The organism is Caballeronia sp. LZ035 (genome assembly GCF_031451175.1).
Lineage (GTDB): Bacteria > Pseudomonadota > Gammaproteobacteria > Burkholderiales > Burkholderiaceae > Caballeronia.
In genome coordinates, this window is sequence record NZ_JARUXS010000001.1 from 2,639,615 (window position 1) to 2,660,986 (window position 21,372).

Annotated in this window: 24 protein-coding genes; 8 read left to right on the forward strand and 16 right to left on the reverse strand. The window is 64.1% G+C overall.

All coding sequences use genetic code 11. The features are described 5' to 3' along the window. The first annotated feature begins 177 nt into the window (after positions 1–177). Positions 178–795 (forward strand): ribosome biogenesis factor YjgA, encoded by a 618-nt coding sequence (yjgA, locus tag QCE88_RS12405; RefSeq protein WP_309902215.1) that lies wholly within the window; start codon positions 178–180, stop codon positions 793–795. Further along, on the forward strand, positions 773–1,399 hold the full coding sequence (mog, locus tag QCE88_RS12410; RefSeq protein ID WP_409018085.1) for a molybdopterin adenylyltransferase: 627 nt from the start codon (positions 773–775) through the stop codon (positions 1,397–1,399). The genes yjgA and mog overlap by 23 nt, the downstream gene beginning before the upstream one ends. Here mog and orn read toward each other — a convergent pair whose 3' ends face one another. Next, entirely contained in the window at positions 1,400–2,035 is a 636-nt protein-coding gene (gene orn, locus QCE88_RS12415; RefSeq protein WP_309902219.1) for an oligoribonuclease, read from the reverse strand. Positions 2,036–2,154: 119 nt separating this feature from the next. Between orn and QCE88_RS12420 the strand changes: the two genes are divergently transcribed. Genes QCE88_RS12420 through QCE88_RS12430 form a run of 3 tightly spaced genes read left to right on the forward strand, consistent with a single transcriptional unit; the run spans position 2,155 to position 4,666 of the window. Next, positions 2,155–3,423, forward strand: coding sequence for a M48 family metallopeptidase (locus QCE88_RS12420; RefSeq protein WP_309902221.1), 1,269 nt, complete (start codon positions 2,155–2,157; stop codon positions 3,421–3,423). After that, positions 3,420–4,346 (forward strand): ribosome small subunit-dependent GTPase A, encoded by a 927-nt coding sequence (gene rsgA, locus QCE88_RS12425; RefSeq protein ID WP_309902224.1) that lies wholly within the window; start codon positions 3,420–3,422, stop codon positions 4,344–4,346. The genes QCE88_RS12420 and rsgA overlap by 4 nt, the downstream gene beginning before the upstream one ends. Next, a complete protein-coding gene (locus tag QCE88_RS12430) occupies positions 4,343–4,666 on the forward strand; it encodes a DUF2007 domain-containing protein (protein ID WP_309902226.1) in 324 nt (107 codons plus the stop codon). Before rsgA ends, QCE88_RS12430 begins: the two co-directional genes overlap by 4 nt. A gap of 7 nt (positions 4,667–4,673) precedes the next feature. Here the strand turns inward: QCE88_RS12430 and QCE88_RS12435 are convergent, their stop codons facing one another. The 6 genes from QCE88_RS12435 to rpsP form a co-directional block, all read right to left on the reverse strand. After that, positions 4,674–5,612: a CobD/CbiB family protein gene (locus QCE88_RS12435; RefSeq protein ID WP_309832932.1), complete on the reverse strand. Its 939-nt coding sequence runs from the start codon at positions 5,610–5,612 to the stop codon at positions 4,674–4,676. A 124-nt stretch (positions 5,613–5,736) separates the two neighbouring features. Further along, positions 5,737–6,390, reverse strand: a complete 654-nt coding sequence (locus QCE88_RS12440) for a CoA pyrophosphatase (protein ID WP_309903561.1) — start codon at positions 6,388–6,390, stop codon at positions 5,737–5,739. A gap of 176 nt (positions 6,391–6,566) precedes the next feature. Next, entirely contained in the window at positions 6,567–6,956 is a 390-nt protein-coding gene (rplS, locus tag QCE88_RS12445; protein ID WP_309902228.1) for a 50S ribosomal protein L19, read from the reverse strand. Between the two features lie 125 nt (positions 6,957–7,081). Continuing rightward, positions 7,082–7,852 carry a tRNA (guanosine(37)-N1)-methyltransferase TrmD gene (gene trmD / locus QCE88_RS12450; RefSeq protein ID WP_309902230.1) on the reverse strand — a complete coding sequence of 257 codons (771 nt, stop codon included), beginning with the start codon at positions 7,850–7,852 and terminating at the stop codon, positions 7,082–7,084. Positions 7,853–7,877: 25 nt separating this feature from the next. Continuing rightward, positions 7,878–8,627: a ribosome maturation factor RimM gene (gene rimM, locus QCE88_RS12455; RefSeq protein WP_309902232.1), complete on the reverse strand. Its 750-nt coding sequence runs from the start codon at positions 8,625–8,627 to the stop codon at positions 7,878–7,880. 77 nt (positions 8,628–8,704) lie between these two features. Next, positions 8,705–8,959 (reverse strand): 30S ribosomal protein S16, encoded by a 255-nt coding sequence (gene rpsP, locus QCE88_RS12460; protein WP_309811632.1) that lies wholly within the window; start codon positions 8,957–8,959, stop codon positions 8,705–8,707. A gap of 245 nt (positions 8,960–9,204) precedes the next feature. Here rpsP and QCE88_RS12465 point away from each other — a divergent pair, with 245 nt between their 5' ends. Further along, complete coding sequence (locus QCE88_RS12465) at positions 9,205–9,708, forward strand: hypothetical protein (protein WP_309902234.1); 504 nt, start codon at positions 9,205–9,207, stop codon at positions 9,706–9,708. Between the two features lie 3 nt (positions 9,709–9,711). Here the strand turns inward: QCE88_RS12465 and QCE88_RS12470 are convergent, their stop codons facing one another. After that, entirely contained in the window at positions 9,712–10,857 is a 1,146-nt protein-coding gene (locus tag QCE88_RS12470) for a PA0069 family radical SAM protein (protein ID WP_309902236.1), read from the reverse strand. Between the two features lie 66 nt (positions 10,858–10,923). Next, positions 10,924–11,412: an Lrp/AsnC ligand binding domain-containing protein gene (locus tag QCE88_RS12475; protein ID WP_309902238.1), complete on the reverse strand. Its 489-nt coding sequence runs from the start codon at positions 11,410–11,412 to the stop codon at positions 10,924–10,926. 152 nt (positions 11,413–11,564) lie between these two features. Between QCE88_RS12475 and QCE88_RS12480 the strand changes: the two genes are divergently transcribed. Further along, the gene (locus QCE88_RS12480; protein WP_309902240.1) at positions 11,565–12,857 is read left to right on the forward strand and encodes a D-amino acid dehydrogenase; all 1,293 of its coding nucleotides are present in this window, start codon (positions 11,565–11,567) and stop codon (positions 12,855–12,857) included. A gap of 53 nt (positions 12,858–12,910) precedes the next feature. On the opposite strand, the gene QCE88_RS12485 is transcribed toward QCE88_RS12480, so the two are convergent. The 6 genes from QCE88_RS12485 to QCE88_RS12510 form a co-directional block, all read right to left on the reverse strand. Next, positions 12,911–14,701 carry an acyl-CoA dehydrogenase gene (locus tag QCE88_RS12485; RefSeq protein WP_309902242.1) on the reverse strand — a complete coding sequence of 597 codons (1,791 nt, stop codon included), beginning with the start codon at positions 14,699–14,701 and terminating at the stop codon, positions 12,911–12,913. Positions 14,702–14,801: 100 nt separating this feature from the next. Further along, positions 14,802–15,737 (reverse strand): FAD-binding protein, encoded by a 936-nt coding sequence (locus tag QCE88_RS12490; RefSeq protein WP_309902244.1) that lies wholly within the window; start codon positions 15,735–15,737, stop codon positions 14,802–14,804. 15 nt (positions 15,738–15,752) lie between these two features. Continuing rightward, complete coding sequence (locus QCE88_RS12495; protein ID WP_309902247.1) at positions 15,753–16,502, reverse strand: electron transfer flavoprotein subunit beta/FixA family protein; 750 nt, start codon at positions 16,500–16,502, stop codon at positions 15,753–15,755. Between the two features lie 180 nt (positions 16,503–16,682). Then, entirely contained in the window at positions 16,683–17,474 is a 792-nt protein-coding gene (locus QCE88_RS12500) for a MetQ/NlpA family ABC transporter substrate-binding protein (protein ID WP_309902250.1), read from the reverse strand. A 21-nt stretch (positions 17,475–17,495) separates the two neighbouring features. Then, positions 17,496–18,149, reverse strand: coding sequence for a methionine ABC transporter permease (locus QCE88_RS12505; protein WP_309902252.1), 654 nt, complete (start codon positions 18,147–18,149; stop codon positions 17,496–17,498). Continuing rightward, positions 18,139–19,173, reverse strand: coding sequence for a methionine ABC transporter ATP-binding protein (locus tag QCE88_RS12510; protein WP_309902254.1), 1,035 nt, complete (start codon positions 19,171–19,173; stop codon positions 18,139–18,141). The genes QCE88_RS12505 and QCE88_RS12510 overlap by 11 nt, the downstream gene beginning before the upstream one ends. A 160-nt stretch (positions 19,174–19,333) precedes the next feature. On the opposite strand from QCE88_RS12510, the gene QCE88_RS12515 reads away from it, so the two are divergent. Then, a complete protein-coding gene (locus tag QCE88_RS12515; protein ID WP_309902256.1) occupies positions 19,334–20,236 on the forward strand; it encodes an alpha/beta hydrolase in 903 nt (300 codons plus the stop codon). On the opposite strand, the gene QCE88_RS12520 is transcribed toward QCE88_RS12515, so the two are convergent. Then, entirely contained in the window at positions 20,233–21,156 is a 924-nt protein-coding gene (locus QCE88_RS12520; RefSeq protein ID WP_309902258.1) for a histone deacetylase family protein, read from the reverse strand. The genes QCE88_RS12515 and QCE88_RS12520 overlap by 4 nt on opposite strands. Positions 21,157–21,372: the final 216 nt, after the last annotated feature.

Below are 21,372 nucleotides of genomic sequence, written 5' to 3' on the forward strand. Positions count from 1 at the left end.
GCGCATGTCGTGGTTGCTTCGGATTTCCCGGTTCGGGACGTCTCACAGCAGACGTCGAACAGCGGGATTGGCGTATCCCGCGATCATAGCAAGGAGCGCGCGCATTCACCCGCAGGTATCGTCAACGAAGGGTGCGCGCGCCCCGGGCAGCGCACGGCCGCAAGCTACAATGTCGGGATGAACCGTAAAACCCGCATTCAACCGATCGATGCCGGCCGCGACGACGAGCGCGACGCCGACGATCACGGCTACGACCGTCCGAGCAAATCCCAGCTGAAGCGCGACATGCACGCGCTGCAGGAGCTGGGCGCAGCGCTCATTGCATTGCCGAAAGACGCGCTGAAACGCATGCCGATGCCCGAGACGCTCGGCGACGCCGTGCGCGAGGCGCGCCGCATCACCGATCACGAAGGCAAGCGCCGTCAGTTGCAGTATGTCGGCAAGCTGATGCGTTCGCTGCACGAAGACGAAACCGCTGCGCTGCGCACGGCAATGGATACCTTCCGCGGCGTGAACAAGGCCGAGACCGCGCGCCTGCACTGGATCGAGCGCACGCGCGAGAAACTGCTCGCCGACGACGCTGCCTTGACCGAATTCATCCGCAACCATCCGGGCGTCGATCCGCAGGAAGGCCGCACGCTGATCCGCAATGCGCGCAAGGAGCGCGAGCAGCAGAAGCCGCCGCGCTATTACCGCGAACTGTTCCAGTGGATCAAGACCGCGGCGGGCCTGGTGGACGATGACGATGACAGCGAAGGCGACGAGGACGGCCGTGACGACGACACCGAAGCGTAGTCATCCGGACGAGCTGATCGTCGGCCTCGTGTCGATCAGCGACCGCGCGTCGCAGGGCGTCTATGAGGACAAGGGCCTGCCGTCGCTGGAAACATGGCTGGGCGAAGCGCTCGCCACGCCCTTCCGCGCCGAGACGCGCCTGATCCACGACGACGCGGCCACCATCTCCGCGACGCTCGTCGAACTCGTCGATACGCTTTGCTGCGATCTCGTTCTGACCACCGGCGGCACCGGACCGTCGCGGCGCGATGTCACGCCGGAAGCCACGCTCGCGGTCGCCACGAAACCGATGCCCGGCTTCGGCGAACAAATGCGTCAGATCAGTCTGAATTTCGTGCCCACGGCGATACTGTCGCGCCAGGTCGCGGTGATCCGCGAGACGGCGGATCACGCCGCGCTGATCATCAACCTGCCGGGCCAGCCGAAGTCGATCCGCGAGACGCTCGAAGGTTTGAAGGACGCCGACGGCACGCAGAAGGTGCCGGGCATTTTCGCGGCGGTGCCGTATTGCATCGACCTGATTGGCGGGCCGTATATCGAGACGCGGCCCGACGTGGTCGCCGCGTTCCGCCCGAAAAGCGCGCGGCGCGCGCCGCAGGCGTGATTACGGCGTGCCGGCCGCGGACGCTGATGCCGACGCCGCCGGAATCAGGAAGTGCTGGCGGTAGTACTTGAGTTCGTCGATGGATTCGTGGATGTCGGCGAGCGCCGTGTGCATCGCGCGCTTCTGGAAGCCCTTGTAGATGGCCGGCTGCCAGCGGCGGCACAGTTCCTTGAGCGTGCTGACGTCCAGGTTGCGGTAATGGAAGAACGTTTCCAGCTCCGGCATCCAGCGCGCCATGAAGCGGCGGTCCTGGCAGATGGAATTGCCGCACATCGGCGACTTGCCCGGCGGCACGTACTGGCCGAGGAACTCGCGAATCTGCCGCGTGGCTTCGGCTTCATCGACCGTCGAGGCCTTGACGCGCTCGATCAACCCCGAGCGGCCATGCGTGTTGCGATTCCACTCGTCCATGCGGCCAAGCGTCTCGTCCGACTGATGGATGGCCAGCACCGGCCCCTCCACGAGCTTGTCGAGCGTCGAATTAGTCACGACCACCGCGATCTCGATGATCTTGTCATTGTCGGGATCGAGGCCGGTCATCTCCATGTCCAGCCACACGAGATTCATGTCGCTGCGCACGAGCGTGGTGTCATCGGCGGGCTTCGCGGATTCTGGAGCGGCGGAGAGTTCGGTCATGAAAGCGGCCTGAAGGGGAGAAAGCCACGACGGAGCGGCACTGGAATCCTTGCAGGATGTGACAACGCCGGCGCAGCCAAGAACCTATAATTCTCGCATAGTTCAATCGGAATTCCCGGATGGCCAACCTCACTCTCGCTTTCTCGACGCTGTTCGTCGTCGCCCTGGTCGGCATGGTCGCGACCAAGCTCTGGCTGGCGTCGCGCCAGATTCGCTACGTCGCCGGGCATCGCGAGAGCGTGCCGGCGCAATTCTCGGGGACCATACCGCTCGCGGCGCACCAGCGCGCGGCAGATTACACGGTCGAACGCACCCGCCTCACGATGATCGAAGTCGTCACGAGCGCGGTCGTGCTGGTCGCCCTGACGCTGCTCGGCGGCGTGCAGGCGCTCGATCTCGCGATCTCCGGCTGGCTCGGGCGCGGCTATCTCGGGCAGATTGCGCTGGTGGCGTCGGTGATCGTGATCACGAGTCTCATCGACCTGCCCTTCGACTACATCCGTCACTTCGTGGTCGAGGAGAAGTTCGGCTTCAACCGCATGTCGAAGAAGCTGTTCTTCGTCGATCTCGTGAAGGGCACGGTGCTCGCCGCCGTGATCGGCGCGCCGCTGCTGCTGCTCACGCTCTGGCTGATGGATCGCGCCGGCGCCTACTGGTGGCTCTGGACCTGGATGGTCTGGGTCGCCTTCCAGCTGCTCGCGATGATCATCTATCCGAGCTTCATCGCCCCGCTCTTCAACAAGTTCGAACCGCTGAAGGACGAAGCGCTCGTCGCGCGCATCACGAACCTGATGTCGCGCACCGGCTTCGCCGCCAAGGGCCTGTTCGTGATGGACGGCAGCCGCCGTTCGGCGCACGGCAACGCGTATTTCACGGGCTTCGGCGCGGCCAAGCGCATCGTCTTCTTCGATACCCTGCTCGCGCGCCTCTCCGGCAGCGAAATCGAGGCGGTGCTCGCGCACGAACTCGGCCACTTCAAGCGCCGTCACGTGCTGAAACTGATGATCGTGATGTTCGGCATCAGCCTCGCCATGCTCGCGCTGCTCGGCTGGCTCGTGCAGACCGTCTGGTTCTATGAAGGGCTCGGCGTGCGGCCGTCGCTCGTCGGCAGCAACAACGGCCTCGCGCTCGTGCTGTTCATGCTCGTGCTGCCGGTGTTCATGTTCTTCATCACGCCGCTCGGCAGCCTGACTTCGCGCAAGAACGAGTTCGAAGCCGATGCCTTCGCCGCCAGCCAGACCGATCCGAAAGACCTCGTGAATGCGCTCGTCAAGCTCTACGAGGACAACGCGTCGACGCTCACGCCCGACCCGCTCTACACCGCGTTCTACTATTCCCATCCGCCCGCATCACAACGCATCGACCGTCTGATGCAGCACGCCGCATGACGCGCGGTTCCGGGCGCCCCGACGTGGGCGCGCGCTTCGAAGGCACAGTGATCGCGGCGCACGGCCGTCACTATCTGGTGATGCCCGATGACGGCGGCGCGCTCTTGCAGTGCTTTCCGCGCGGCAAGAAAAGTGAGGTGGCGGTCGGCGATCACGTGATCTGCGAACAATCGTCGGCGGATCAGGGCGTGATCGTCGAGATCGGCGAGCGGCGCAATCTGCTGTATCGCTCGGATCAGTTCAAGTCGAAGCTGTTCGCGGCCAATCTCGATCAGCTCATGATCGTGCTCGCCACCGAACCGCACTTCAGCGGCGACCTGCTCGGCCGCGCGCTGGTCGCAGCGGAGGCGCACGGGCTGGAAGCGCTGATCGTGCTCAACAAGATCGATGTGGAAGGCGCGCTGCCGCTCGCGCGCGAACGGCTCGCGCCGTATCGCGACCTGGGTTACGCGGTGGTCGAACTCTCCGCGAAGCACACGCCCGGCAACGTGCATCCATTGCTCGACGCGCGCCTGAAAGACCGCTCGACGATCCTGCTCGGCCAGTCCGGCATGGGCAAATCCACCTTGGTCAACCTGCTCGTGCCCGATGCCGACGCCGCCACGCGCGAAATCTCCTCTGCGCTCAACAGCGGCCGCCATACGACCACCTTCACGCGGCTCTATAAGCTGCCCGGCGGCGGCGCGTTGATCGACTCGCCCGGTTTCCAGGAATTCGGCCTGCATCATCTGAGCGAAGGCCAGCTCGAACGCGCCTTCGCGGATTTCCGGCCGTATCTCGGCGAGTGCCGCTTCTACAATTGCCATCATCTGCATGAGCCGGGCTGTGCGGTGCTCGAGGCAGTCGAAGCTGGCAAGATCCGCCCCGAACGACACGCGCTCTATGCGCAACTGGTGCACGAAGCGAGTCAGATCGTTCGATGAAGCGTCTCACGCGCGCCCCGAATCTCATCACGGCGCAGCACTGGGTGAACGTGCTGGCGACCGCGGGCGTGCCGTGCGAGCTGCACAACCGCTATTTGAATGGCGCGATGGGAGAGATTCCGGCGGATCAGTGCGCGCCGGAAATCTGGATTACCGACGATCGCGACGAAGCACTGGCATTGCGCCTTCTGGAGCGCGCACGAAAAGGGCCGGACGCGAACGCCCGGCCCTGGAAATGCAAGCAATGCGGTGAGTGGCTGGAGCCGCAATTCACGGTGTGCTGGCAGTGCCAGACGCCGCGCGATCCGCTCGACGATTGACGACTGATCAGGCCAGCCAGACGGCGATGGTCAGCATGAGCAGCAGCAGCATCCACAGGATCACGGCGCGCCATACGAGCCCGACCGCCGATTGCAGCGTGCGCGGCGTGCAGTCGTCGCCGACGGGTAACGGACCGGCTTCGCCCACGGCCAGCGCCTCGACCGAAAGCGGTTCGGCGAGCGGGCCCGCGAGCCGCGCGCCAAGCGCACCGCTGCCTGCCGCGAGCAGGACGCCTTCGTTCGCATCCGGCCATTGGCGGGCGTGATTGCGCCACGCGTAGATCGCGTCCTCGAAGTTGCCGACGATCGCAAAGCCCAGCGACGTCAGCCGCGCCGGCACCCAGTCGATCACGAAGAACGCGCGCTGCGCGAACGAGGAGAACTCGGCGGTGCGCTCGGGATCCGGCTTCGACCACGCCCGCGCCAGATACTCGGCAATGCGATACAGCACGGCGCCTGCCGGGCCGATCGGAATCAGGAACCAGAAGAACACGCCGAACACGTGCCGATGCGACGCCACGACCGCATGCACCAGCGTATGACGCACGATTTCGCTGACAGGCATGTCGACCGTATCGATGCCGGTCCACTCGGTCAGCACTTCGCGCGCGCGCGGTACGTCATCGTTGTTGAGCGCGAGATGGATGTCGGTGAAATAGTGGCTGAACTGGCGAAAGCCCAGCGTGAAGTAGACGATGACCACGTTCCACAGGAACGCGAGCACGAAGTTGATGTGGTACAGGACGTAGTAGACCAGTCCGACGACGAGCGTCCACGGCAGCACGACCACCAGCCACGCGACGATGCCGTGCTTCTGCTTGCCGGCGTCGAAGCCATGCGCGGTGGATTCCGCATGGTATTGGAGCAACGCCGCAACCGGGTTGTGCGGCTTGAGCGCGCGCACTTGCTCGAGGATGAGAGCCAGCAATACAGAGAAAAAAGTCATGCCAAGCGCCGAAACAGTCGGTTAGTTCGAGTTTCGCGTAACGATAGCACAGCGTTTGCGGCCTTCCACGCGCGACGTCATTGCGCGCACCGACGCTGCGTCCGCTTGCCGTGCGCGTTGACGTTCAGGCCGCGAGGAAGCGGTAGAAATTGCGCAACATGCCAGCCGTTGCGCCCCAGATGAAATAGGGCGCCTTTCCTTCGCCCGGCACGTAGGGCATGGCAAAAAAACGACGCTCGCCGCCTTCCCAGCGGAAAACGCGCACTTCGTGGTTGGCGGGATTCATCAGCCAGGCGAGCGGGACTTCGAAGATGTCGGCCACTTCGCAGGTGTCGGCGTGCAGCGTGAACGGCGGCGAGACCAGCGCGACCACCGGCGTCACCTTGAAGCCCGTGCCCGTCAGATACTCGGGCATCGCGCCGATGACCTCGCAATGTTCAGCGTCCAGCCCGACCTCTTCCTTCGCCTCGCGCAAGGCGGTGGCGGCGGCATCGGCGTCTTCCGGCTCGCGGCGGCCGCCCGGAAAACTGATCTGGCCAGCATGGTCCGACAGGTGATCGGCGCGTTGAGTCAGCAGCACGGTCAGGCCGCCCTCGCGCTTGACCAGCGCCACCAGCACCGACGCCACGCGCGGGTCGCCGCCAATCGCCTTGATGCGCTGTTCGCGTTCTTCCTGCTGCCAGTCGAGTTGCATGGCGAAGCGCGCGCGCAAGCCTTCCGGCGAGAGGCGCTCGGGCGCGATGGGCGGGAGCGCTTCGCCCGTCGCCGCGACAGGCATTTTTTCGGGTTCGAGGATGCGCGGAGTCGAAGTCTTGCCGGTGGACACGGATTGGTTACGGGTAGGAGACGGAGGGGGACGGGGCTGCCGAAGTCCTGATTTGAACACACCAAAGAAAAAAGCACCCGCGAGGGTGCTTTTTTCGGAGGACTCGTGCGCGGTCTTGCTGCGACGACTTACTCGGCAGCAGGCGCCGACTTGCCCTTGAAGACCAGCTTTTCCTTGATTCGAGCCGACTTGCCCGAACGCTCGCGGAGGTAGTACAGCTTTGCGCGGCGAACATCACCACGACGCTTCACGACGATGCTTGCGAGCAGCGGCGAGTAGGTCTGGAACGTACGCTCGACGCCTTCGCCCGACGAGATCTTGCGGACGATGAAGTTCGAGTTCAGGCCACGGTTGCGCTTCGCAATGACGACGCCTTCGTAAGCCTGGACACGCTTGCGCGTGCCTTCGACCACGTTCACGTTGACGACGACGGTATCGCCCGGCGCGAAGTCGGGGATGCTCTTCTCGCCCAGAACGCGTGCGATCTCTTCCTTCTCGAGTTGTTCAATCAGATTCATTACTGACTCCTTGTGCCATCTTGCCGGAGTTGTGTGCCTGAAATGAAGGCCCCGGTAGAGGATGGGTTTGCTTCAGGCGCCGATGCGACTCGACGCCCCCTGTGTCCCGCTCGTCGGCCCGAAACCTAGGCAGGTTTCGACGCTTCCTTTGCGAGTTCTGCGAGCCATGCCTCATCGGCACGGCTCAACATCTTGCCCTTGCGCGCCCGCGCGATCAGATCGGGCCGCTTGGCGAGCGTGTTGCGCAATGCTTCACGCCTGCGCCACGCCTCGATTTCCTTGTGATGGCCGCCGAGCAGCACATCCGGGACACGCACGCCTTCGTACTCTTCAGGCCGCGTGTAGTGCGGACAGTCCAGCAAAGTGTCCACGAAACTGTCCTGCACCGCCGATTGCGCGTCATTCAGCACACCGGGCAGATGCCGGACCACTGCGTCCATCAGCGCCATGGCCGGAAGTTCACCGCCCGAGAGCACGAAGTCGCCGAGGCTGACTTCTTCGTCCACTTCGCGATCGATCAGACGCTGGTCGATGGCTTCGTAACGGCCGCACAGCAGCACCAGACCGGGCTCTTCAGCGAACTGCATCACGCGCTCGTGGTTCAGCGTGGCGCCTTGCGGCGACATCATCACGACGCGCGTCGCTGCGATACCCTGCTCGCGCTGCGCCGCCTTCGCGGCATGCAGCGCGGCTTCCAGCGGACGCGCCAGCATGACCATGCCGGGACCGCCGCCATAGGGACGATCGTCGACGGTGCGGTAGTTGTCGGTCGTGAAGTCACGCGGATTCCACGTGCGCAGACCGAACCGTTCCTGCTTGACCGCCCGGCTGGTGATGCCCCAGTCGGTCAGCGCGCGAAACATCTCGGGAAAGAGCGTCACGACATCGAACTGCATCGCTCTCTCCGTAACGTGCCGAGGTTCAATAGTCGGCGTCCCAGTCCACGACGATACGCTTCGCCGCGCGGTCCACCGTCTTCACATACACGCCGACGAACGGAATCAGCCGCTCGCCGATGATGGGCGCGCCTTCCTTGCTGGTGTCCGGATACTCGATCCGCAGGATGGAATGTGCGCCGTTGTCGATCAGGTCCGCGACACGGCCCAGGGCCACGCCGGCTTCATTTTCGACATCCAGGCCGAGCAGGTCGACCCAGTAGAATTCGTCTTCGCTGGCGAGCTTCGGGAAATCGCTGCGCGCGATATGCACCGTATGCCCTTTCAGCGACATGGCCAGATCACGGTCATCACAGCCGCCCAGGCGCGCGACGATGGTGTCGGCGTGCACTTTGGACTGCATGCAGCGCGCGGACTTGCGTTCGCGGCCCTTCACGAGCCACCAGCGCCTGGCGTTCAGCAAGGCGTCGCCGCCCTGCTTGCCGCCGGCGTGCGGGACGATCTTGACCCAGCCCTTGAGACCGTAGGCATCGGCAATGAAACCGACTTCGACGGCGTCGTCAGGCAAAGCCTTGACCGGCTCGATTGCGCCGTCCGGCTGAGTGCCACTTGCGTTGCCACTCGAAACCTTGCCACTCGAAACGTCGGTCGCCACGCGGCGCCCGCCCGGCTTGCGGACGAATGCGCCAAACGTGGCGGAACCTTCATCTTGCCCCGGTTGTGGCTGACCGATGCTTCCGGCAGCGCGTCCGGATTCTGAATCGCGCGTGGACATCGGCGAGCCTTTGGGCAGGTTTCGAGCGTTGTGTTGCGTGGTCTAAGCTAGCGTGCGCAGCTGGCTCAGGTAGCCGCTTACGCAGCCGGCTGAGCTTGCTGAGCCTGCTTGACCAGGCGCTCGACCGTCGGCGACAGTTGTGCGCCGACTTCCTTCCAGTACGTCAGGCGGTCCTGAGCGATACGGAGCGATTCGCCCTTCGTGGCGACCGGGTTGTAGAAACCCACGCGCTCGATGAAGCGGCCGTCACGACGGCTACGCGAATCAGTTGCGACGATGTTGTAGAACGGGCGCTTCTTCGAGCCGCCACGAGCCAAGCGGATGATGACCATGCTGAAATCCTTGAAAACCGGGGTTCGGAACAACGAGAACAGGCGATTATAGCCGGATTTCACTGCGCCACCAAACACTTGAAGCATTTTTTGGATGCAGGGCCGTTCAAAAGATCGCTTCGCGAGATTCACGGATACCGGAAATCAGTCCCGTGCGGCATCGTGGCATCGGTGTTCGGGGCACGCGCGGGCGTAAAATGACGCCCGCACTCCCGCTGCACTCTCCTTTACCACCGCCTTCGCTGATGACTTCCTCGTCCGTCGCCACGCCCTCCGGCTCGAACCCTGCCGGCAAGCAGGTCCCGCCCTATTTCCGTTCGAAGACGCTCACCGCGGCGCTCGCCTTCCTGTTCGGCTCGATCGGCCTGCATCGTTTCTATCTGTATGGGCTGCGCGACAAGTACGGCTGGGCGCATATCGTCGGCATTGTGCTGGGGGCGTTCGGCTATCTGCTGCTGAAGGAAACCGAGCGCGCCTCGCTGCTCGGCTGGGCGCTGGCCTTCCCCGGCGCCGTTTCGCTGCTGGCGGCGTTTTTGTCGGCGATTGTCTACGGCCTGCGCCCCGACGCCAAATGGGACGCGCAGTTCAACGCGCATACCGGACGCAACAGCCGCTCCGGCTGGACAGTCATCTTCATCGTGATTTTTTCGCTGCTGATCGGCGCCTTCCTGCTGATGACCGGTCTCGCGCTGACCTTCCAGACGTATTTCGAAGGCCAGGTCCAGGCGGCCAAGACGCTCTCGCAATAAGCTTCAGAACAGGTCGAGCTGCGGATTCAGCGGCGCCGCTGCGGCCTTCACGGCTGCGGCCCGCTTTTCCGGGCACTGGAACTCGGACATATCCAGAATGCCGCGCTGCCGCGCATTCAGTCCCAGCCGCCGGGTTGCCTGGCGAAAGCGCTGCCGCAACATGTCGGCCCACAGGCCCTCGCCCTTCATGCGCGTCGAAAAATTCGAGTCATAGTCTTTGCCGCCACGCATATCGCGCACGCGGCTCATTACGCGTTCCGCGCGATCCGGAAAGTGCGCCGCGAGCCAGTCCTTGAACAGCGGCGCGACTTCCCAGGGCAAGCGCAGCACGATATAGCTCGCGCTCGTCGCGCCCGCCTCCGCGCAGGCTTCCAGCACGCGCTCCAAGTCCGGCTCCGTGACGAACGGGATCACCGGCGCGATGCTGACGCCCACCGGAATGCCCGCATCGGCGAGCGCGCGCACCGTGCGCAAACGCCGTGAAGGCGTCGATGCACGCGGCTCCAGCGTGCGCGCGATGTCCGCGTCCAAGGTGGTGATGGTGATGGCGGCCATGACTTGTCCACGTTCCGCCATGGGCGCGAGCAGGTCGATGTCGCGCTCGATCAGCGAGTTCTTCGTGATGGCCGCGAACGGATGGCCGTAGTCGTGCAGCACTTCGATCACGCGCCGCGTCAGCCGCAGGTCGCGCTCGACGGGCTGATAGGCATCCGTATTCACGCCAAGCGCGATAGGTTCGGGCTCGTAATTCGGCTTCGCGAGTTCGCGCTTGAGCAGTTCGGGCGCGTTGACCTTCGCGTAGATGCGGCTCTCGAAATCGAGCCCGGGCGACAGCCCGAGATAACTGTGCGTAGGCCGGGCAAAGCAGTAAATGCAGCCGTGCTCACACCCCCGGTAAGGGTTGAGCGAGACCGAAAACGGAATATCCGGCGAGCTGTTGCGTGTGAGGATGCTTTTCGCGCGCTCCTCGAAAATCTGCGTGCGCAGCGGCGGCGCGCCGTTTTCCTCGCCTTCGACGGCATGCAGCCAGCCGTCGTCGACGCGTTCGCGCTCGTCCTTCTCGTAGCGCCCCTGAAGGTTCGTGACCGCGCCGCGCCCTTTCAGCGGCGCGGGAGGCGCGACAGGATATTCACGGTCGGGCGATGACATTGCAGCAAATCCGTCAAACAATACTGTACAAATATACAGTAGTCGGACGGCAACGCAAGCGAAGAATCACACCTCCACAAGAATTTTCAGCGTCTCCTTGATCTCCTCCATCACGACATAACTCTTCGACTGCACCGCGCCCGGCAGTTGCAGCAGGATGTCGCCGAGCAGCTTGCGATAGTCGGCCATTTCCCCGATACGCGCCTTGATCAGATAGTCGAAGTCGCCGGAGACGAGATGGCACTCGAGCACCTCGGGAATCTTCTGCACCTCGCGGCGAAATTTGTCGAACATGTTGCCGCTCTTGTGATCGAGCGTGATCTCCACGAACACCAGCAGCGCTGCGCCCAGCTCAGCGGGATTCACGCGCGCGTGATAGCCGGTGATGACGCCGTCACGCTCCATGCGCTTCACGCGCTCGATGCACGGCGTCACCGAAAGCCCCACGCGCTCCGCGAGATCCTTCATCGCGATGCGGCCATCCTCCTGAAGGATGTTCAGGATCTTGTGATCGAGCTTGTCGAGCGTGCGCACGGGATTTCGCTGCGTTCTCATGTTTTTTTCCTGAAAACCGTCTAAATACAATAACTAAAACTGCCTCGATGTCCATACCATAGTCGATAACACTATACGAGCTTCAGATAGCCGCGTCGATCCACTTAAAGCACGCGCATTCGGAAGCGTCACCGAATCGGGTCGGAGTTCTCATGCGAATCGTTATTCTCGGAAGCGGCGTCGTTGGCGTGACGAGCGCGTATTACCTCGCACGCGCGGGCCACGAAGTCACGGTCATCGACCGCGAAGCAGGCCCCGCGCTCGAAACGAGTTTTGCGAACGCCGGACAGATCTCCCCCGGCTATGCATCGCCGTGGGCCGCTCCGGGCGTACCGCTCAAGGCGGTGAAATGGATGTTCGAGAAGCACGCGCCGCTCGCCATCCGGCTCGACGGCACGATGAACCAGCTGCAATGGATGTGGCAGATGCTGCGCAACTGCACGCAGGATCGCTACACGATCAACAAGGGCCGCATGGTGCGTCTCGCCGAATACAGCCGCGACTGCCTGCAGGCATTGCGCGCCGACACCGGCATCCAGTACGAAGGTCGCACCGGCGGCACGCTGCAGCTGTTCCGCTCGCAGCAACAGTTCGATGGCGCGGGCAAGGACATCGACGTGCTGAAGGAAGCCAACGTACCGTTCGAACTGCTGACCGCGGACGAACTGAAGAAGGCCGAACCCGCGCTCGCCGCCGTGTCGCACAAGCTGACGGGCGGCCTGCGCCTGCCGAACGACGAAACCGGCGACTGCCAGATGTTCACGACGCGTCTTGCCGCGATGGCCGAGGCGCTCGGTGTCAAGTTCCGCTACAACACGTCGATCGACGCGCTGCTCGTCGCCAACGGCCGCATCGCGGGCGTGCAGTGCGGCCAGGAACGGGTGACGGCTGATTCCTACGTCGTCGCGCTCGGCTCCTATTCGCCGAAGCTGCTCCGCGATCTCGTGAAGATTCCGGTGTATCCGCTGAAGGGTTATTCGCTCACCGCGCCGATCGTCGATGCCGCGCGTGCGCCGGTCTCCACCGTGCTCGACGAGACCTACAAGATCGCCATCACGCGTTTCGACGACCGCATCCGCGTCGGCGGCATGGCGGAGATTGTCGGGTTCAGCAAGGAACTGAAGCAGGCGCGCCGCGAGACGCTGGAAATGTGCGTGAACGACCTGTTCCCCGGCGGCGGCGATACCGCGAAGGCCAGCTTCTGGACCGGCCTGCGCCCGATGACGCCGGATGGCACGCCGATCGTCGGCCGTACCCGCGTGCCGAACCTGTTCCTCAACACGGGCCACGGCACACTGGGCTGGACGATGTCGTGCGGTTCGGGCCAGTTGCTGGCGGATCTGATGTCGGGCAAGCAGCCCGCGATCCGTGCCGATGACCTCTCGGTGCATCGCTATGAAGGCAACGTCGGCGTGAACGGCCGGCCGGGCTACGCGAACGCCTGAGCTTTCGAAGCATCGAACAAAAACGGCGCCTTCCACGGCGCCGTTTGTCATTCCTAGAACTGGTCTTCGCTCAAGGCCAGCACGCCTTCGCGGCCATTCGCGCTGACGATCGACGCCTCGATGCCCGGCGCCAGCGAAAGAATATGCTCCGCGAAAAATTCCGCCGTCGCGATCTTGGCCGTATGGAAGCGTTCGTCGTCCGAGCGCTTCGCGTGCGAGACGAGCATCGCGCGCGCCATCTGCCATCCGCACAGCACGACGCCCGCCAGCCGCAGATACGGCACGCTGCCCGCGAACACCGCGTTCGGATCGCTCTTGAACTTCGCGATGACGAATTCGATCGCGCGCGCCAGCGACAGCGATCCCGCGCTCAGATGCCGATGCATCGACTTGAACGGCTGGCCCTCGACCTCGGCAAGCGCCGCGATGGTCTGGTCGATCTGCGCGAGCAGCGCCTGCGCGGTGCGGCCGCCGTCGCGCACGGTCTTGCGGCCGACGAGATCGTTCGCCTGGATCGCGGTTGTGCCTTCATAGATCGGCAGGATGCGGGCGTCGCGATAATGCTGCGCCGCGCCCGTTTCCTCGATGAAGCCCATGCCGCCATGCACCTGCACGCCGAGGCTCGCGACATCGACGGACATCTCCGTGCTGAATCCCTTCACGATCGGCACGAGGTACTCGTAAATGGCCTGATGGCTCTGGCGCGCGGCGTCGTCGGCGTGCGCGTGGGCCAGGTCGCTGTGCGACGCCGCCACATACGCGAGCGCGCGGGCGCCTTCGGTATAGGCGCGCATCGTCGAGAGCATGCGGCGCACGTCCGGATGATGAATGATGGTCACCGGCTCCTTCGCGCTGCCGTCGACGGGACGGCTCTGCACGCGCTCCTTGGCGTAGGCCACCGCCTGCTGGTAGGCGCGCTCCGCCACCGCGATGCCCTGCATGCCCACGGCAAAACGCGCCGCGTTCATCATGATGAACATGTATTCGAGGCCGCGATTCTCCTCGCCGATCAGATGACCCACCGCCCCGCCGTGGTCGCCGAATTGCAGCACGGCAGTCGGGCTCGCCTTGATGCCCAGCTTGTGTTCGATCGACACGCACTGCACGTCGTTGCGCGCGCCAAGCGAGCCGTCTTCGTTGACGAGGAACTTCGGCACGATGAACAGCGAAATCCCTTTCACGCCTTCGGGCGCGTCGGGCGTGCGTGCGAGCACGAGATGCACGATGTTCTCCGCCATGTCGTGCTCGCCGTACGTGATGAAGATCTTGGTGCCAAACAGCTTGTAGGTGGCGTCGCCCTGCGGTTCCGCGCGCGTGCGTACCAGCGCGAGATCGGAACCGGCCTGCGGCTCGGTCAGGTTCATCGTGCCGGTCCATTCACCTGAAATGAACTTCGGCAGATAGCGCGCCTTCTGTGCGTCGCTGCCGGCGGTGAGCAACGCTTCGATGGCGCCATCGGTCAGGAGCGGACACAGCGCGAAGGAGAGACTCGCCGAATTGAGCATTTCGATGCACGGCGTCGCGATCAGCTTCGGCAAGCCCTGGCCGCCGAAGTCCGCCGGATGCACGACGCCCTGCCAGCCGCCCTCCGCGAACTGCCGGAACGCCTGCTTGAAACCCGGCGTCGTGGTGACCTCGCCGTTGGCCCACGCGCTGGGTTCCCGGTCGCCCGCGACGTTCAGCGGTGCAATCACTTCGCCGCAGAAGCGCGCCGCTTCCTCGACGACCGCCTGCGCGGTTTCGAAGCCCGCGTCCTCGTGACCGGGCAACGCGGCGATGCCGTCGATATCGGCCAACTCCTTCATCACGAACAACATGTCCTTGAGCGGGGCGTGGTAGCTCATCGTCCTGTCTCCTCCCTTACCTTGATAGCCGAAAAAAAGGGCGCAACATCCGTCGCGCCCTCGTTCGTGTCATGGCGAATGCAATTCACCCGGCGCGGCTTCAGCCCAGCTCTTTCACCAGTTCCGGCACGACCGCGAACAGATCGCCGACGAGACCGTAATCGGCCACGCTGAAGATCGGCGCTTCCGCGTCCTTGTTGATCGCGACGATCACCTTGCTGTCCTTCATGCCCGCCAAGTGCTGGATCGCACCCGAGATGCCGACTGCCACGTACAACTGCGGCGCGACGATCTTGCCCGTCTGGCCCACCTGGAAGTCGTTCGGCACGTAACCGGCATCGACCGCTGCGCGCGATGCGCCCAGCGCCGCGCCCAGCTTGTCCGCCAGCGGCTCCAGCGTCTTCGTGTAGTTCTCGCCGCTGCCCAAGCCACGGCCACCCGACACGATGATGTGCGCGCTCGTCAGTTCCGGACGGTCCAGCTTCGTCACTTCACGGCTGACGAACTGCGAAATGCCTGCATCGGCGGCGGCTTCGATTTTCTCGACCGTCGCGCTGCCGCCTTCCGCTGCAACCGGATCGAAGCCCGTTGCACGCACCGTGATGACCTTGATCGGATCGCTCGATTGAACCGTCGCAATGGCATTGCCTGCGTAGATCGGACGCTCGAAGGTGTCCGCGCTGTCGACGGCGGTGATGTCGCTGATCTGCGCGACATCCAGATGCGCGGCGATACGCGGCGCGATGTTCTTGCCGTAAGCCGTAGCCGGAGCCAGGATGTGCGAATAATCCTTCGCGATGTTCAGCACCGTGCCGTCGACATTTTCCGCGAGGCCGTCGGCGAGTTGAGGCGCATCGGCAAGCAGCACTTTGGCCACGCCTGCAATCTTCGCCGCAGCATCGGCTGCGCCTTGCGCGTTCGCGCCTGCGACCAGCACATGCACGTCGCCGCCGATCTTCGTTGCAGCCGCAACCGTATTGAGCGTCGCTGCCTTGATCGACGCGTTGTCGTGTTCCGCAATTACCAGAATCGTCATTTTTCCGCGTCTCCTTTACAGCACCTTGGCTTCGGTCTTCAGCTTCTCGACCAGCGTCTTCACGTCCGGCACCGTGATACCGGCGCTGCGCTTCGGCGGCTCGACAACCTTCAGCGTCTTCAAACGCGGCGCGACATCCACACCCAGATCCGCCGGTTTCACCGTGGTGAGCGTCTTTTTCTTCGCCTTCATGATGTTCGGCAACGTCACATAACGCGGCTCGTTGAGACGCAGGTCGGTGGTCACGACAGCCGGCAGCTTCAGCGACAGCGTTTCCGCGCCGCCATCCACTTCGCGCGAGACGGTGGCTTTGCCATCCGCGATCACGACCTTCGATGCGAACGTCGCTTGCGGCAGACCTGCCAATGCAGCGAGCATCTGGCCGGTTTGATTCGAATCGTCGTCGATGGCCTGCTTGCCGAGAATGACGAGTTCAGGCTTTTCCTGATCGACGAGCGCTTTCAGGATCTTCGCGACGGCGAGCGGCTGAAGCTCATCGGCCGATTCGACCAGAATGCCGCGATCCGCGCCGATCGCCATGGCCGTGCGCAGCGTTTCCTGACATTGCGTCACGCCGCACGACACCGCGATCACTTCGGTTGCAACGCCCGCTTCCCTCAGACGCACCGCTTCTTCCACGGCGATCTCGTCGAACGGGTTCATCGACATCTTCACGTTGGCGATATCGACGCCCGTGTTGTCCGATTTCACGCGGACCTTCACGTTGTAGTCGACCACGCGCTTGACTGGCACCAGAATTTTCATCCACACGCTCCAAAGTTACGATTACGTCAACCCAGCGTCATTATACGAGCGACGCGGCGGCTCACTTCCCCGCAATCGGGCAGGCCGGGTCATCGTGCAATAGGATTTTCCCTATTTTTATCGAACGATCGTTCTATTCAAATCCACGAAAACCCGTATTCGTCACGTTTCCTTGCTGCTTTACCACGCGGTGATGACCGCCCCCGCGTACTTGCCTTCCACGAACTGCTTCACTTCCGGCGAGTGATACGCCGCCACCAGCTTGGCGACCCACGGCTTGTCCTTGTCGGCGGCGCGGATCGCGATGATGTTCACGTACGGGCCGTGCGGATCCTCGATGGCGATCGCATCCGACTTCGGCTTGAGACCCGCTTCCATCGCGAAGTTCGTGTTGATGGCGGCGGCGTCGACATCGTCGAGCGAGCGCGGGATCTGCGCCGCGTCCAGTTCGACGATCTTCAGCTTCTTCGGATTCTCCGCGATGTCGAGCGGCGTGGCCTTCAGGCCCGCGTCGGCGCGCAGCTTGATGAGACCTTGCTTCTGCAACAGCAGCAGCGCACGGCCGCCGTTGGTCGGATCGTTGGGCACCGCGATGCGCGCGCCGTTCGGCAGCGCCGCAAGCGACTTCAGCTTCTTCGAGTAGATGCCCATCGGAAACGTCACGGTATCCGCGATGCGGATGAGCTTGTAGCCGCGATCCTTCACTTGCGCGTCGAGATACGGCAGATGCTGGTAGCTGTTCGCGTCGAGATCGCCGGCGGAGAGTGCGGCATTCGGCTGCACGTAGTCCGAGAATTCGATCACGGTGATCTTGAGGCCGTTCTTCGCGGCGACCTGCTTCACCACGTCCATGATCTGCGCGTGCGGGCCGCCCGTCACGCCCATCTTGATGGCGTCCTCGGCGTGTGCGACGTTGAACAGCGATGCGCTCAGGAGCGCGGCGGCGAACTTCAGGATGAATCGACGTTGCATGGTGTGGTCTCTTGGATTGATTTATTTGTGGCTAAGCCGCCGCACGAACCAGTCGCCGAACGACTGCACGAGCTGCACGAACACGATGAGGATCACGACGACGGTGATCATCACTTCCGGCAGGAAGCGCTGATAGCCGTAGCGGATGCCGAGATCGCCGAGGCCGCCGCCGCCGATCGCGCCCGCCATCGCCGAATAGCCGACCAGCGAGACGAACGTGATGGTCAGCCCGGCGACGACGCCCGGCAGCGATTCCGGCAGCAGCACCTTGAAGACGATCTGGCGGGTGGACGCGCCCATGGCCTGCGCGGCTTCGATGAGCCCGCGATCCACTTCGCGCAGCGCCGTTTCGACCAGCCGCGCGACGAACGGCGCGGCGGCGATGGTCAGCGGCACGACGGCGGCCGCCGTGCCGATCGACGAGCCGACGATCAGGCGCGTGAACGGAATCACGGCGACCAGCAGGATGATGAACGGCGTGGAGCGCACCGCATTGACGATGCCGCCGAGCACGCGATTCACCGCGAGATTGGGCAGCACGCCGTCGCGGTCGGTCAGATAGAGCAGCACGCCGAGCGGCAGGCCCACGGCGGCGCCCACGAGTCCCGAGATGCCGACCATGACCAGCGTTTCCCAGAACGACTGCACGAACATGTCGAACATTTCACTCAACATGGGACAGTTCCTCCACCACGACGCCCTGCGAACGCAGATAGTCGATCGCTTCCGCGACCTTCACCGGTTGCCCGCCCGCCAGCACCGCGAGCGAGCCGAACGCCTGGCCCTGGATCTCGTCGATCTGGCCATGCAGGATGTTGAAATCGAGCTCGTAGCGGCGGATGGTCTCGGAGAGAATCGGCTGATCGACGCCCGAGCCCGTGAACGCGAGCCGCAGCAGATGCCCGCTGCCGGTCTTGAGGCGCTCGCTCACGCGGGCCTTCAGCGCGGGCGGCAGTTCGTGCGCGATGACGTCGCCGATCAAAGCGCGCGTCACTTCGTGATGCGGCCGCATGAAGACATCGACGACCTTGCCCTCTTCCACCACGCGCCCCGCGTCCAGCACCGCGACGCGGTCGCACACCTGCTTGATCACTTCCATCTGGTGCGTGATGAGGACGATGGTCAGGCCGAGCTCGCGATTGATCCGGCGCAGCAGATCGAGAATGGCGCGCGTGGTTTCGGGATCGAGCGCGGAGGTGGCCTCGTCCGAGAGCAGCACTTTCGGCTTGCTCGCGAGCGCCCGCGCGATGCCCACGCGCTGTTTCTGGCCGCCGCTGATCTGCGCGGGGTACTTGTCCTTGTGCTGCGTCAGGCCGACCAGTTCGAGCAGCGGCAGCACGGCGGCCTCGATCTCGTCGCGTTTCTTGCCGGCGAGTTCGAGCGGCAGCGCGACGTTGCCGTACACGGTGCGCGAACTGAGCAGGTTGAAATGCTGGAAGATCATGCCGATATCGCGGCGCGCGGCCCGCAGGTCGTCGCGCGAGAGCGTCATGAGGTCGCGGCCGCCCACCACGACGCTGCCTTCGCTTGGCCGCGTCAGCAGGTTGATGGTGCGCACCAGCGTGCTCTTGCCGGCGCCGCTGCGTCCGATGATGCCGAAGACTTCACCGGCCGGAATCGTCAGATTGACGTTGTGCAACGCTTCGACCCAGCCCCGGGGCCCGGCGAAACGTTGTGAAAGGTTGTGGATTTCGATCATGGAAATACAAACGGCGGAAGGCCTCGCCAGGTGCATGCACCCGCGCAGCCGCCGCCGCTTGATGAAGCTGAAGCTGGTTTTGTCCTGTTCGCCCGCGATTTTACAGGACCGGCTTCATTCTGTTTAATAATGATTTCAGATCACTTAATAACTCATCGAAATGACAGGCAAGGCACGCACGCTCTATTCGACGAGCATGGTTACGACGCGTCATGGCGTCGATTTGCTGCTGCATCGCTGGCAGCCGGCGCGGGACGGCGACGCACAGGCGGTGCTTGCGCGCGTGGCGCTCGTGCATGGGCTGGGCGAACATGCGGGCCGGTATGACGCGCTGGCGCTTGCGCTGAACGCGGCGGGCATCGAACTGTTTGCGGTCGATCTGCGCGGCCACGGCAAGTCGTCGGGGCCGCGCGTGCGGGTGCGCGTCTTCAACGACTATCTGCGTGATACCGACGTGCTGCTCGAAGCCTGCGCCGCGACGCCGCCCGCCGCCACGCCGCTGTTCCTGATGGGCCACAGCATGGGCGGGACGATCGCGGCGCTGTACGCCATCGAGCGGGCGCAGGAAAGGAAGCTGGCCGGGCTGATCCTGTCGAGCCCCGCGCTGAAGCTTGCGCCCGGCATGCCGCGCTGGAAAGCGGCATTGACCCGCGCGGCCGGGTTGATCGCGCCGCGCATGGCCGCGTTCAGCATCGATCCCGCGTTGCTGTCGCGTGCAAGCGGTGTGGTGAGCGCGTATCAGCGCGATCCGCTCGTGCATCACGGTCCGGTGCCCGCGCGCACGGCGGCGCAGATTCTTGCCGGTATGGAACGCGTGACGGCGAAGCGCGCGACGCTCAACGTGCCGCTGCGGATATTCCACGGCACTGCCGACGCCATCTGCGACCCCGCCGGCAGCCGTGACTTCGAAGCGAACGTCGGCTCGACCGACAGCACCCTCGCGATGATTCCGGACAGCGTGCACGAGACGCTCAACGACCTGGATCGCGATCGCGTGATCCGTGAACTGATCGACTGGATTCTGGTGCGCGCCGATCATGCGCGCACGCATGCGTCCGGCTAGATCTCCGCGAGCGCGCGCAGATGCGCGACCACGCTGCGGCCGAGCGCCGAAAGGTTGTAGCCGCCTTCCAGACAGCTCACGATGCGCCCTTGCGCGTGACGCTCGGCCACGCGGCGAATCTGCTCGGTGATCCACGCGTAGTCGTCTTCGACGAGGCCCATGTTGGCCATGTCGTCTTCGCGATGGGCGTCGAACCCGGCGGAGAAGAAGATCATCTGCGGCTTGAATGCCTCGAGCCGCGGCAGCCACATCATGTCGACCACTTCGCGCACTTCCATGCCCTTGGTGCGCGCGGCGAGCGGCACGTTGACCATGTTGTCCGCGTGATTGCCGGCGCCGCTGAACGGATAGAACGGATGCTGGAAGAAGCTGCACATCAGCACGCGCGGGTCGCCGCTGAAGGCGGCTTCGGTGCCGTTGCCGTGATGCACGTCGAAATCGACGATGGCGACGCGCTGCAATCCATGCACGTCGAGCGCATGCCGCGCCGCGATCGCGACGTTGTTGAAGAGACAGAAGCCCATCGCGCGCGCGGGCTCCGCATGATGGCCCGGCGGACGCACGCTGCAGAACGCATTGTCAAAGCGTCCCTCGATGACCGCATCGGTGGCCGCGACCGCCGCGCCCGCCGCGCGCAATGCGGCCTGATAGGACGCGGGGCACATCGAGGTATCGGGGTCCAGTTCGCTGCGCCCGTGCTCGGGCGTGCGGCTCTTGATGTAGTCGATATGCGCCTGCGTGTGCACGCGCGCAAGCTCGGCTTCGTTGGCGAGCGGGGCTTCCTCGCGTTCGATCAGCGCGTCGATACGGCTCGCGATCAGTTGATCTTCAATGGCCTGCAAGCGTGCCGGGCATTCGGGATGCCATTGGCCGTTGTCGTGCTGGAGGCAGTCGGGATGGGAGTAGAAGCCGGTCGCCATGGTGTCTCGCAATGCCGCTTTCGTCGGCTCTCGTCTCGTCTTTTTTCGTCATACACGACCACGGGCCGCGCAGTTGACGCTAAGTTACCACACCGTTACCACAGCGTTCCCGATGACGGCCGCGCCCGCGGATCTGGCCGGTAAGGGCGCGAGGCGTCGGTTATACTGCCCCGACGCCTTGCCGGCCGTGCCACTGCGCGCGGTCCGTCGCAGGCC